The sequence below is a fragment of the bacterium genome (assembly GCA_013360195.1).
Classification (GTDB): Bacteria; Electryoneota; RPQS01; order RPQS01; family RPQS01; genus JABWCQ01.
The window spans coordinates 1-11,986 of the sequence record JABWCQ010000020.1 but is presented as its reverse complement, the minus strand read 5'-3'; the positions used below and the strand labels follow the sequence as shown (position 1 = coordinate 11,986).

The 11,986-nt window shown below is 51.3% G+C and carries 12 protein-coding genes and 1 other RNA gene; 10 read left to right on the top strand and 3 right to left on the bottom strand.

The features are described 5' to 3' along the window. Positions 1-77: 77 nt before the first annotated feature. The 8 genes from pabB (at position 78) to HUU59_12220 (ending at position 8,133) form a co-directional block, all read left to right on the top strand. On the top strand, positions 78-1,868 hold the full coding sequence (gene pabB / locus HUU59_12255) for an aminodeoxychorismate synthase component I (protein ID NUO20209.1): 1,791 nt from the start codon (positions 78-80) through the stop codon (positions 1,866-1,868). Then, on the top strand, positions 1,865-3,238 hold the full coding sequence (locus HUU59_12250) for a sodium:solute symporter family protein (GenBank protein NUO20208.1): 1,374 nt from the start codon (positions 1,865-1,867) through the stop codon (positions 3,236-3,238). The genes pabB and HUU59_12250 overlap by 4 nt, the downstream gene beginning before the upstream one ends. A gap of 43 nt (positions 3,239-3,281) precedes the next feature. Next, entirely contained in the window at positions 3,282-5,027 is a 1,746-nt protein-coding gene (locus tag HUU59_12245) for a VCBS repeat-containing protein (GenBank protein NUO20207.1), read from the top strand. Between the two features lie 9 nt (positions 5,028-5,036). Then, positions 5,037-5,348, top strand: a complete 312-nt coding sequence (locus HUU59_12240) for a Dabb family protein (GenBank protein ID NUO20206.1) — start codon at positions 5,037-5,039, stop codon at positions 5,346-5,348. A gap of 86 nt (positions 5,349-5,434) precedes the next feature. Beyond that, positions 5,435-5,815 (top strand): nuclear transport factor 2 family protein, encoded by a 381-nt coding sequence (locus tag HUU59_12235; protein NUO20205.1) that lies wholly within the window; start codon positions 5,435-5,437, stop codon positions 5,813-5,815. 58 nt (positions 5,816-5,873) lie between these two features. Next, positions 5,874-6,539 (top strand): NAD(P)H-binding protein, encoded by a 666-nt coding sequence (locus tag HUU59_12230; protein NUO20204.1) that lies wholly within the window; start codon positions 5,874-5,876, stop codon positions 6,537-6,539. 60 nt (positions 6,540-6,599) lie between these two features. Further along, positions 6,600-6,959, top strand: a transfer-messenger RNA (tmRNA) gene (gene ssrA, locus HUU59_12225). A gap of 103 nt (positions 6,960-7,062) precedes the next feature. Continuing rightward, the gene (locus tag HUU59_12220; protein NUO20203.1) at positions 7,063-8,133 is read left to right on the top strand and encodes a tyrosine-type recombinase/integrase; all 1,071 of its coding nucleotides are present in this window, start codon (positions 7,063-7,065) and stop codon (positions 8,131-8,133) included. On the opposite strand, the gene HUU59_12215 is transcribed toward HUU59_12220, so the two are convergent. The 3 genes from HUU59_12215 to HUU59_12205 all read right to left on the bottom strand — a co-directional run bounded on the left by HUU59_12215 (position 8,081) and on the right by HUU59_12205 (position 10,467). Next, positions 8,081-8,320, bottom strand: coding sequence for a helix-turn-helix domain-containing protein (locus tag HUU59_12215; GenBank protein ID NUO20202.1), 240 nt, complete (start codon positions 8,318-8,320; stop codon positions 8,081-8,083). The two genes, HUU59_12220 and HUU59_12215, sit on opposite strands and share 53 nt — an antisense overlap. 24 nt (positions 8,321-8,344) lie before the next feature. Next, positions 8,345-9,352: a hypothetical protein gene (locus tag HUU59_12210; protein NUO20201.1), complete on the bottom strand. Its 1,008-nt coding sequence runs from the start codon at positions 9,350-9,352 to the stop codon at positions 8,345-8,347. Positions 9,353-10,128: 776 nt separating this feature from the next. Beyond that, positions 10,129-10,467: a hypothetical protein gene (locus HUU59_12205; GenBank protein ID NUO20200.1), complete on the bottom strand. Its 339-nt coding sequence runs from the start codon at positions 10,465-10,467 to the stop codon at positions 10,129-10,131. 877 nt (positions 10,468-11,344) lie between these two features. Here HUU59_12205 and HUU59_12200 point away from each other — a divergent pair. Both HUU59_12200 and HUU59_12195 read left to right on the top strand, forming a co-directional pair. Then, entirely contained in the window at positions 11,345-11,557 is a 213-nt protein-coding gene (locus HUU59_12200) for a hypothetical protein (protein NUO20199.1), read from the top strand. 122 nt (positions 11,558-11,679) lie between these two features. Beyond that, on the top strand, positions 11,680-11,986 hold a 307-nt coding region (locus HUU59_12195; protein NUO20198.1), incomplete at its 3' end, for a type I-E CRISPR-associated protein Cse1/CasA.

Below are 11,986 nucleotides of genomic sequence, written 5' to 3'. Positions count from 1 at the left end.
TCTTGAATACCGGAAAACCCGCAGTGACGCGGGTTTTTTGTTTGTGTGATTCAGAGGAATTTTGTAATTTCAAAGTTATGTCACAGGCTCCCACAGCAGTTTTCACGATTCCCGCCTCAGAGCCGTTCCGGCACAGGTTCATCGCGTTCTCAGATCCCATTGCGACGTGGTCGGTCAGCCATGCCGCCGACATGCGCAAATCACTTGACCGCGTGCATGAACTTCAGTGCGCAGGCTATTACGTTTGTGCGGCATTCACCTACGAAGCGGCGGCCGCATTCGATCGCGCACTGGTCACTCATCTGCCGGGCAAACTTCCCTTAGCGTGGTTTGCAGCCTTCGGAAGCGAGCATGAGTTTTCTCCGGAGGAACGCGGTTTTACACTCGGAGAGCCGCGATTTACCATTGACAAGGACGGGTATGTCGCGGCTGTGCGAAAGATTCTGGAACACATCCGCTCCGGCGATATTTATCAGGCCAACTTCACCGTTCGCGCGCTGTGCGATTTTTCCGGTGATGCTTTCAGCGCGTTTTGCGCGCTGCAGGATGCAGTGAGAACGCCTTATGCCTGTTACATAAACACCGGTGAAACACAGATTGTGTCCATGTCGCCCGAGCTGTTCATTGAAAGAACAGGCAACGTCATCCATTCGCAGCCGATGAAAGGAACAGCCGCGCGCAGACCGTCCTGGGATGAAGATGAAGCTGCACGACTGGCGCTGAAGACAAGCGAAAAGGACCGCGCCGAGCTGACGATGATTGTGGATTTAATGCGCAACGATTTCGGCCGCATCTGCAGAACAGGGACAGTAGAGATATTCAATCCGTTCACCGTGACCCGATATCCGACAGTGCATCAGATGACGACGCGTGTGCACGGCGAATTGATGGACAAATTAGAGTTGTTTGACATATTCCGCGCGGTATTCCCCGCCGGCAGCATTACCGGTGCGCCGAAAATTCGAGCAACAAAGATTATCTACGAAGCGGAGAAGTCTGCGCGGGGAATTTATTGCGGGAGTCTGGCACTCTTCAAACCGGAAGGCGACTTCTTCGCGAATGTGGCCATCCGTACCCTTGAAATCTCCGGCAACATCGCGACGGTGGGAGTCGGTTCAGGTATCGTTGCCGACAGCGACCCGGAGCGGGAGTGGGATGAAGTGCTGCTGAAGGCGAAATTCACGCGTCTCAGACCGCAGAAGTTTGCACTCTATGAGTCGTTTCGCTATGAGCCGAAGGCGGGGTTCCAAAATCTCTCCGACCACATGAACCGGCTACGGCACTCCTGCAAATACTATGGACGGCCGTTCCCCGAAGACAAAATCCGGGCGAAATTGCATGAGCTGCAAATGACGCTGGCTGACGCACCCAACCGCGTGCGGCTTGACCTCGACGGCGAAGAGATTTCATTCAAACTTATCCCGGAAGAGTTGGGCTGGAGTCCGGAGGGTGTGACGGTAATGATACCGGAACTGCGGCTTGACCCCGATGATCCCAGACTGTATCACAAAACGACATTACGGCCTGAAAAATATACCTTGCGCGCGAAGGCGAAGTCCGTCGGCGCCGAAGAGTGCCTGTTCCTCAATACCCGGAACGAGTTCACAGAGGGAACGATTTCGAGTTTTCTGTTTCAAACGGACGGCAAGTGGATTGCTCCGGCACTCGCGTGCGGACTACTGCCCGGCATCTGGCGTGACCATCAAATTCACAGTGGGCGAGCACGAGAGGGAATCGTGAGTTTTTCAGAGCTTGACAGAGTAGAACGTATTGTCATCGGTAACTCGGTGCGCGGAGAGCAGGACGTGGTTTGCATCATTCTCGAGGACGGAACGGAAGTGTATCGTAAGGAAAAGATTCAATCGTGAGTCCTGTCTTCATCGGAATTCTGGCCTACATCGGAGTGTCGCTGTTCATAGGCCTCCTGGTGTCGCGCAAGGTGCATAGTGAAAGCGACTACCTGATTGCGGGGAGGCAGCTCGGTTACTTGCTGACGACATTCTCGATATTCGCCACATGGTTCGGAGCTGAGACTTGCGTCGGCGCTGCGGCGTCGATTTATGATAAAGGATTGTCCGGCGGCAACGCAGATCCGTTCGGCTACACTCTCTGCCTCTTGCTCATGGCATTGATTTTCGCCGGTCCGATGTGGAAGCGCAAACTGACCACGCTTGCAGATTTGTACAAGCAGCGTTATTCACCCAGTGTGGAGAAACTTGCGGCGTTGATAATCGCTCCCAGTTCGGTAATATGGGCGGCGGCGCAGATTCGAGCATTCGGACATGTACTCTCCGTGTCTTCAGACTTGCAGCTCGAAACAAGTATTTTGATTGCAACAGTTATTGTGCTGGTGTACACCGTGAGCGGCGGCTTGTGGGCGGATGCTTACACGGATGTGATTCAGGGCTTCGCGCTGATTTTCGGTTTAGGCGCGCTGGCAGTCTATTTGTCACTGCAGGAGCAGACGCCGACGATTTCGCAGTTAATGAGCAATATCTGGACAGGCAGCGGCAACGCCGAGCCGGAGAGTTGGATGGCGACTTTGGACGGGTGGGCGGTACCGATTTTCGGTTCGATTGTGGCGCAGGAACTCATTTCCCGTGTCTTGGCGGCAAGGTCGGCAACGGTCGCGAAGCGCTCTGCCTTTGCGGCCACGACGATTTATCTTGTTATCGGAATGATTCCGGTTTACATCGGCTTAATCGGTGTGTCGCTGGTGCCGGGAATCGAAGATTCCGAGCAAGTGATGCCGCAGCTTGCGTTGACGTACTTGCCAACGGTGTTGTATGTTCTCTATGCGGGAGCTTTGGCGAGCGCGATTCTGTCCACCGTGGACAGCGCGCTGCTGGCGGCATCGGCGTTGATTGAGCACAACATCATCTATTCGTTCCGCCCGCAGATGAGCGAGCGCAGTAAACTTCTTACCGCACGCGGCGGTGTGCTGGTGCTCGGAGTCATCGCGTATTATTTGGCGATTTACGGCACGACGACGTATGAAATGGTGGAGATGGCGTCGGGCCTCGGCAGCGCAGGTATTTTCGTCATCACCCTGTTCGCGCTCTATTCCCAGCGCGGCGGCACGACTGCGGCCGTCGCTGCGTTGATTGCAGGGCTTGGTGTTTCCGTGTGGGGAAGCTACATTCAACCATTTGACGGATCGTATGTGTTGGCACTTCTCGGAGCATTTGCCGTGTATTTGATGATTTCGGTGCGCGAACCCGGTCGCGCGACAGTTTAGTAACTTGGTGGGTACCTTCACTTTCCAGCACTCGGAGGAGTCCATGGCCAGAGTCGTATTGCCTTTACTTTTCGTTTTGTTTCTCATCACGGCCGCGAGCGCGCAAATTTTTTCACGCATGACCGAGTCGCCCGTGGTGACAGACGGAGGTTCGTCGGCGAGTGTCTCGTTCATAGACACAGATAATGACGGTGATCTCGATTTGTTCATCACAAACGATGAGGAGACGCAAGGGAACTTCTATTATTTGAACGACGGAACCGGAAATTTCTCCGTCGCTGCCGTTGACACAATTGTAGAGACCGGCGGTCATAACGTCGGCGCGTCGTGGGGAGATTTCGATAACGACGGTGACGCGGATTGTTTTGTCGCTCGGTGGTCGAACCAGAGCAACAAACTCTACATCAATCTCGGAGACGGCACATTCGGCCGCGGGAATGTGCCGCCGGTCACGAACTCCGGCGGATACAGCGAGACGGGAAGTTGGGCCGACTATGACAACAATGGTTGGCTCGACCTTTTTGTGACGAACAGCGCGGGTAACAATCATCACAACTGGCTCTACCGAAGCAATGGCGACGGCAGTTTCAACAGCATGTTAATCGCGCCGATTTCCACGGACGGAGATGATTCGCGGTCGGCGGGCTGGTGCGATTTTAACAGCGACGGCCACTCTGACATCTTTGTCGCCAACGAGAACGCAGACAACGACGCGCTCTACGTCAGCAACGGCGACGGGACGTTCACGCGCTGGACGGGCACCTACCCGGGCGTGGACGGCGCAAATAACTTTACGAGCAGTTGGGGCGACATTGACAATGATGGAGATTTCGATTTGTTTGTCGGCTCTTACGGCTCGCAAAGTCTGCTTTACCGCAATCATGGAGGCGAGTTCCAATGGATTACGGGGTCACCTGTGAGTAGTGACAATCAGCAGGCGGTGGGCAGCGCGTTTGGAGACTATGACAACGATGGGGATTTGGATTTACTGGTGACGAACGGATTTGCGGCGAGCGGAAATATCTATCGTCACAACTATCTTTATGACAACGACGGAGCCGGGAATTTCACGCGCGCATCCGTCGAGCCGATTGAAGCGGACAGCGGATGGGGATTCGGCTGCGCGTTTGGAGATATTGACGGTGATCAGGATTTGGATTTGTGTATTGCACGTTCGCGGAATGCTGACGAAGACAATCTGCTTTATCGGAATACCCAGACGGAGAACAACGGGATTGTGCTGAAACTGCGCGGTACTTCGTCCAATAAGAGTGCGATCGGAGCGGTGGTGAGCTGTTGGGCGAATGGCCGGCAAATCAGGCAAGTTGAAGGGCAAACGGGCTATTGCGGTCAGACTCTAGATTTGCACTTTGGACTTGGACAAGAGACCACGGTGGACTCGATTGTTGTGAAATGGCCAGCGGGCTCGATTGAAGTGTTTCCAAATCTTTCCGCAAGCACAACCTATGTGATAACGCAGGGCGAAGGCGCGGTGAGTGTTGACGAACGTGAAACGCCTATGGTCGAAAATCAATTGTTGCTTAAATCATTTCCCAATCCTTTTAATGCGAGTGTTTCACTTGAAACTGTATTGCCAGCGCGCGGTTTGACCAAGGTTGAGATTTTCAACACGCTTGGGCAAAGTGTCGCGACATTGCATGACGGTATGGCCGGACCGGGAACGCTGGCACTCACGTGGCAGCCCTCAGGACTTGCATCGGGAATGTACTTAGTGACGGCGACGCAAGGGCAACTTTCGGACACGCAGAGTGTTCAGTTTATCAAATAGGCGATGCATATGATACGACATGTCATCATGCTCAAGCTGCATGAGTTTGCCGACGGCTGTGACAAGCAGACGAATGCAAGACGCGTGAAAGAGATGATGGAAGCGATGCGCGGCAACGTCGCTGGATTGCATTCATTTGAGGTAGGTATTAATCAGCTTGACGGCCCACAAGCTTTTGACGTTGTGCTCATCTCCACGCTTGAGAGTTGGGAGGCGCTTGAGGCTTATCGCGTGCATCCGTTGCATCTTGAAGTGGTTGAGTTGCTTAAGAAGGTGCGGAGCGACCGCGTTGTGGTGGATTGGGAGATTGCGGCAACGTAACTTTCTTTCAAGCTTGATGTGAATCAACAAACAGAAAATGAGCAAGCTTTTGCATCCAACGATGACTTTGCAAACCGGAGTATGTCATGAGTGAGACTAAGGTCACTGTGGAGACCCTGAAGGAGATATTGAACGCATTTAACCGTCATGATCTCGATGCTATCATGGAGTTCTTCGCGGAAGACTGTTCCTTTGATTTCCCGCGAGGTCCAGATCCCTGGGGCAAACGGTCGATCGGCAAAGCTGCTGTTCGTGAGGCGTTAGCCGGTCGCTTCAAGGGGATTCCTGATGTTCACTACGGTGACGATGAACATTGGGTGGCCGGAAACCGAGGAGTGTCCGAATGGACACTAACGGGCACCACGGTGGCGGGAGTGGCCGTTGAAGTGCGAGGCTGTGATTTGTGGGAATTTCTGGGCGGCAAGATCGTTCGCAAGAACTCATACTGGAAGATTGTCGAGCGTTAAGCGCCATTCTCTCATGCATACGAAGACGCGCTGAACTAAAGTTTTGTGGAGAAGAGATATGCCTCAAACTCGGGTCCTCGTTATGGGCGCGACCGGCGCAGTTGGCTCGGAGCTTGTGCGACAATGCATCTGCGATGAGCGGATTGAGAGTGTTGTTGCCATCACAAGACGACTGCTCAAGGAATCGCATCAGAAGCTTACCGTCATCGTGCGCGAAGATTTTTTGAGCTATGCTGATTTGATGGAAGAATTGAGTGAGATTGACGTTTGTTACTGCGCGCTGGGAGTTTCGCAGGTGCAGGTTTCTGATCCGAAGCAATACACTCTGATCACATTGGATTATGTTGTGGCGGCGGCGAAAGCTCTCAAGTCTGCAAATCCTGAGGCGAGATTTTGTTTTGTGAGCGGTGCGGGTGCGGATGCAACGGAGAAAAGTTCAACGTTGTGGCGGCGCGTGAAAGGGCAGGCGGAGAATCGTTTGCGTGAAATTTTCGGAAAACAGCTTTGTATTTTTCGTCCGGCTTACATTCATCCAATTCATCCGCGAGAGAAAGCGCAGTGGCAGGATAAGATTTGGAGTTTGTTTTACAGCTTGAAATCGGTTATGCCGCGATTTGTGACGGATACGGTTGAGGTTTCCAAGGCGATGATCAATGTGTCGTTTGCGGAGGAGATGCCGAAGATGGTGCGGAATGCGGAGTTGAGAGAGTGGTCTGAACATTGATAGTTTGACTTTCGTGGGGAACTTGGAAGGCCGCCAACTTGTTTGTATATTGTAATCTTCGGGGACGCCAAGGTTTCGACGGGATGAATGGATGGCGTTGGGAGCAGGCGGAGGATGGGGTGCCCTCCTTAATCAGGATCCCAAATACTAAGTGCCAATGACACTTACGCAATGGCTGCCTAAATAAAATAACGGCACCTGTCGCCCCCGGGAACTGTCCGACGATACCGGCCGCGATATCAAATTATGGTTGGACTGGCCCGTGGACCGCCACGCAAACGGGTGAGATTTAGTGGCTGACTCCCGGTAGTTTTGGGGTTGGTACGCCCCGGGAGTGAGAAACCAATCCAACTCCTAAGCCTGTAGTGCCCGGTGTGGTCCGCTTCTCGGACGCGGGTTCGATTCCCGCCGTCTCCACTAAAAAGCCCCTTGTTAAACTATGATTTTCATAGTCTTGACAAGGGGCGTATTTATTTGTAAATTGTTTTGTCAGTAATACTGTCAGTACAATTCCGAGGTAACCATGGCGAGCATCTACAAAAGAGGGAAAACTTACCAGATTCAGTATCTGGAGAACGGCAAGCTGGTCCAGCGGTCACTTGGGGTCACCACGAAGGACGCTGCCAAGAAACTGGAGGCTGATTTCATCAAGGACAGAGACCAGTTCCTGGCCGGAATCGGGCAACGCCGGGTCTCCAACGATGAAGCTTTCAAGCTGTTCTTCGGGCAGGTGGTTTCCAAGAAATCCCCACCTTGGCAGAAACGGATGACACAGCACTTTCATCACTTTCAGGACTGGCTTAAGAGCTATGGCAAGGCAAGCTTTGCGGAACTCAAGGCAAATGACATTGAAGAATTTCTCGCAGCACGTCGGCCAGTTATCGCCGACAAGACTCTGAATGACGAGCTTGCGACCGTCCGTGTCTTTTTCCAGTGGGCCGAAGACAGAGAATATGTGAAGAAGAACCCCGCCTTGAAAGTGAAGCGCGTGAAGGTCGACCCGAAGCCTATTCGTGTCTTTACAAGTGAGGAAGTTCATCTCATCATGAAGCATGCTACCGACTATCAGCGCCCGTTCTATCAGCTTCTATTGCTGACCGGATTGCGCGACGGCGAGCTACGAAATCTGGAGTGGGCTGATGTTGACCTTGAACGCAGGCAAATTAACGTTCGTATTAAGAGCGACTGGCAACCAAAGACGCGCCGAAATCGTATAGTACCAATGGCACGAGAAGCCCGTGAGTTGTTTCACGAGCTTCCTCGGCGTGGCAAGTATGTCTTCACTACATCAAACGCGAAACGCTGGGCACCTCCACGTCAGCCGTGGGTCGACCTCTTAGACAGAATTTTGAAGAAAGAGGGTGTTGACTTGCGGGGTCAGGTCTCGCTTCACACGTTCAGGCATACCTTTGCGACACACTGCTTGATGAACGATGTCAACATCAAAATGGTCTCTGAGTTCTTGGGGCACACGAGCGTAAAGATGACCGAAAAGTACTTGCATCTTCAACCTGAACACAAAGCAAGAGAAATGACAAAGGTCAGTTTTGCAAACCTTTTGGCGGGCGGCCACGACGAGCTGGCTTCTTATTGAGCCACTCCTGAATCTCATTCGGATCAAATCGGAGCGATCCCCCAACCTTAAGGTGGGGGATTTTCTCTTGTGATGCCCAGCGATAGACAGACTGGACAGCAACCTTTAGGTAACTGGCCACATCCTCGACGGTCATCAGAGTGGGAATGGTCTTGAGAGGTGATGACTGATTCGGGTTTTGATTCATAGTGCTCCTTGTAGCTTGATAGCTTTATCGAGATGGAAAGAAGAGATTTAGTTTGTGGCGCTCTATCAGATATTCTGTTCCTTGATACGACAGAGCAATATGACTTTCACTGAGATTGGTTAAGATTTCGCCAAAATTCGCCATCCAGATTTCCTTTGCATGAGCAACCTGTCCATTCGCAAACTCGATTCTTTGAGAGTTGGCAACTCTGACCTCTGTCGGAGTGGCAACACCGGGAATTTGCACATAGTTGAACGGGGTTTGGCGGGCAGCGGCTTCCCGCTTCTCTCTTTGATTCTCCAGTTTTTTCTTCTCCTCATCGAGCTTTCGGTGCTCATCTTTTTCACGTTCTTGCTCATAGACCAGTTTCAATCTCGCTGCATATGAATCGACCCTGCTCTGCGTCTCTTTGCGCAGGGCGCTCCGCAGCTTGATTTTTCCTAAGCAAAGTGCAAAGGCTTCCTGGTCAATTCTCCAACTCGCATAGTAGACTGCACGCGGGGACAATTGGTGAAACCGAAGCAGACCTTTGTCTTGCAGCTTGTCGCGAGTTCTTCGGACTTGGTCGGGAGTTAGCAACCCAACTCCGTCAGGTTTCTCGACAAGCTTTACAAATCCGGAAGCGCGAAGTCGTATCGTATCGTTTGTAATTCTGCAATAGTTCTTGCTGCCAACCACGCTTTGAATGCTTGACCAGACACAGAATTCCCGCCATGAGTACTCCTCGTATGCGACGCGAACGAGTTTCCAGACATCCGTCATGACAAAAGTGTTTGCAGAGCTTTGTGCTTGTGTTGCGAGTGCTGCCAGTCTCTCGTCAACTAATTCTCTATACTCGTCAGGGGTAATTAAGCTAATACTCTCAATGACATCATCAACGTCTCCATAAGCGAGAATGCAGCAGGCTTTCTGTACCGGGCAACTTAGATGGCTTACACAATGCAGCAGTAGGAGCGGGAACCGGACGGACTTCTGCTCGCATGTTCTGGCGCACCACTGCACGTCATCCGGTATTGTTGAAATTCCCGCCATCGCCTTGCTTGAGTTTGGTTTGTTTCTTTTGTTTTCTGAGTTGAGAGAGTTCCCAGAGTCTTCAGAGTTGCTTTAGTACATTATAGTCAGCACTGTTGGTTGGCAATATCTTGGTGTTGAAGGCGGTGTCCTTATGGATTGGGGTGTTTTGGGCAATCTACCACTATTCATTGAAAACGCCTTGTGGGATGTAGGATTCTGACTGATTCAGTCTTTTGAGCCGGAGCTTGCTTTCAATCAGACTCTCTTTATGGGATGTTTAATTTGGTTACTTCTTGGGTTCTCTCGCGCGCGTCTTGAACCATGGTTTTGTTTATCTCCTATTCCTCCAACCACAAGCTCTCAAGAATAACACACTCTCTTCCTTGTTCAGATTTAGGTTCTTTATTGCTTATCGGGGAAACAGAACCCCCACTCAGCAAGCACGCTGAGTTTCAGACCGTTGGTGTCACTGATCCTGACGCGGTTATTATCTGCTCATCGGGTTTAACGCCACAGCGTCGGCGTATGTGCACCGAAGGGGCCGGGTAGCTCGTCTGCCCCTCTCCAGTTTTCGCGCACGAATTTCACGTGGTCGGGTCATAGCTCGCGGCTACGGTTGTTGCCTACGGCCAGAACTTTGCGCTGTGTCACCCCAACCTTTTCAGGTTAGCTACGGGGGACCTTTTTGGTTTTGGTCTCTTCCCGTCGTCAGGGTCTATATACTTCTCAGTATATCTGCCAGAAACCTTTTGGAACATCCCAGGAGGTTATTGGACAGATCTCTTGCTAACGGACTAATTCCTGTTACCGATAATTGATTTCACTTGCCTTAGAATGGCTTTGCGGGCACGAAAAGTCGCGACTCTTGCTCTCAACTCGGTTTGGCGGTCGGACTGGCTTACGGGATAAAGTCTTGCCCCTATTTCCCGATAAGTAAGTCCTGCGTATCGAAGTCTGACCATCGTTCGCTGTGGTTCTGGAATGCGGTCGATTATATCGAAGACCATCAAGCTGAACGGAGTTCCGACGACCAAGTATTGCTGTGGCGTTTGATCAATGTCTGCCTGCACTCCTCTGTCGTGACAAGCAGGCAGCGAGGAAAGGCTAATTGTTTTGCGTTTTATTTTTCTCATTCGTTTTATTTAGTTTTTGCTGAATTTAGATAATGAAAAAGGCGCATGACCCGGTGTGTCCGGTCAGCGCCTCTCCTATTGATTCGTAATGAGAAAGCTTCACACTCGGCATTGACAATGTCCAAGGAAGCTTGCTATATTACGGGCAAGGAGAGACGCTTGTAGAGAGGCGCAATCCGAATTTGTAAGCCGTTCAGTGTTGGCGCACTGGGCGGCTTTTCGTTCAGCTCAAGGCACTATTTACCTTGCAGCTTCAGAGGTCTTATTAAACTGAAAACCATTAAGTTCGTGCCAACTTTTCTTTAGCAGAGGGTGTGAAAAAATTTTCACATCTTGGATTCAAAGGTCTGCACGATTTCAAGCTGAATGTCAGATGCGTGCTTTTGCTTTAGCATCGGTTGGCTTCAACGCTCATTTCAAATCAACTGCGGCGGTAATATATCGCATAACGTCCCGATAGTCATCCCTCCTGGTGCATGATAATTTTTGCTTTGTGGGAGTCTCTGCACTTTCTCGCCGATGAACTCCTCTCGTCAGAATTAACACGAACCCAATCCAACCGCGCAATTTCCATAGACACCGCGCAGATTCCATTGACTTAGTTGTTTGCCAGACAGAATATATCAGATCCACACCGATTGTCAAGTGAAGATGCTGATTTTCACACCCCCCTAAGACCAAGAAAGGAGAAGGGAACTTGGCTTTTCGACCCTGTTCCTCTCTCCTGTCTGAAGTCAAATGTAGGAATTTTATGGCGCAATATCAAGACTGATAACTTCGTCTGAAGTATGGCATCCTATGAGTCGATTTGATAAATTGTCCTTATTAGTCTTTAGCACCTTTTAGCTGCAACTGTCAGAATCCCCACTTTCCCCCTATGCCCCGACCGAAAAAAGACCCGCCCGTCAAGACCCCCAAGAAAAGTAAAGAGGCATCGTCCTCTTCCAGCGGCGCGAATATTGGCTTTGAAGCCCAGCTATTGAATGCAGCGGACGCGCTGCGGTCTAATATGGACGCTGCCAAATTCTTGATCGAGCGTCGCAACAAGGATGACTACAAAAGCACCATCGCACGAAGGTCTGTCAGATAGGCAAATCTTAAGACAATCCGATGCAAAGCTGTCTGCGCAGGTGGTGGCGTGTGTCGGTCATGTGCCCAAATGCGCAAATTCTTTCACACCTAACTACGCCAAAATTGGAGGACAAAGCTTGCATGAACAATGAGTTCAACCTAATTGACGAAAAATGGATTCCAGTGCTGACATGCACAGGCGAGGTTCCCAGAGTAGGAATCAAAGACGCGCTGTTGAAGGCACACGACATCCGTGACATTGCCGCCAGCAATCCGATGGACAGAATCGCCGTCCTCAGGTTCTTGCTGGCGGTATTGTATTGGTGCAAGGGCAATCCGAGCGAAAAGGACAAACAGGTCGCGGCTTTTCCAGTCGACTGGTTTGCGAAGCTTGAGGAGCATCGCGAGTGTTTCAATCTGCTCGGGGAGGGGAGGAGGTTTTATCAGA

Excerpts from the sequence above, each read along its gene's own strand:
- pabB (NUO20209.1), top strand. The coding sequence starts at position 78 with ATGTCACAGGCTCCCACAGCAGTTTTCACGATTCCCGCCTCAGAGCCG.
- HUU59_12245 (NUO20207.1), top strand. The coding sequence starts at position 3,282 with ATGGCCAGAGTCGTATTGCCTTTACTTTTCGTTTTGTTTCTCATCACG.
- HUU59_12240 (NUO20206.1), top strand. The coding sequence starts at position 5,037 with ATGATACGACATGTCATCATGCTCAAGCTGCATGAGTTTGCCGACGGC.
- HUU59_12235 (NUO20205.1), top strand. The coding sequence starts at position 5,435 with ATGAGTGAGACTAAGGTCACTGTGGAGACCCTGAAGGAGATATTGAAC.
- HUU59_12230 (NUO20204.1), top strand. The coding sequence starts at position 5,874 with ATGCCTCAAACTCGGGTCCTCGTTATGGGCGCGACCGGCGCAGTTGGC.
- HUU59_12220 (NUO20203.1), top strand. The coding sequence starts at position 7,063 with ATGGCGAGCATCTACAAAAGAGGGAAAACTTACCAGATTCAGTATCTG.
- HUU59_12215 (NUO20202.1), bottom strand. The coding sequence starts at position 8,320 with ATGAATCAAAACCCGAATCAGTCATCACCTCTCAAGACCATTCCCACT.
- HUU59_12210 (NUO20201.1), bottom strand. The coding sequence starts at position 9,352 with ATGGCGGGAATTTCAACAATACCGGATGACGTGCAGTGGTGCGCCAGA.
- HUU59_12205 (NUO20200.1), bottom strand. The coding sequence starts at position 10,467 with ATGAGAAAAATAAAACGCAAAACAATTAGCCTTTCCTCGCTGCCTGCT.
- HUU59_12200 (NUO20199.1), top strand. The coding sequence starts at position 11,345 with ATGCCCCGACCGAAAAAAGACCCGCCCGTCAAGACCCCCAAGAAAAGT.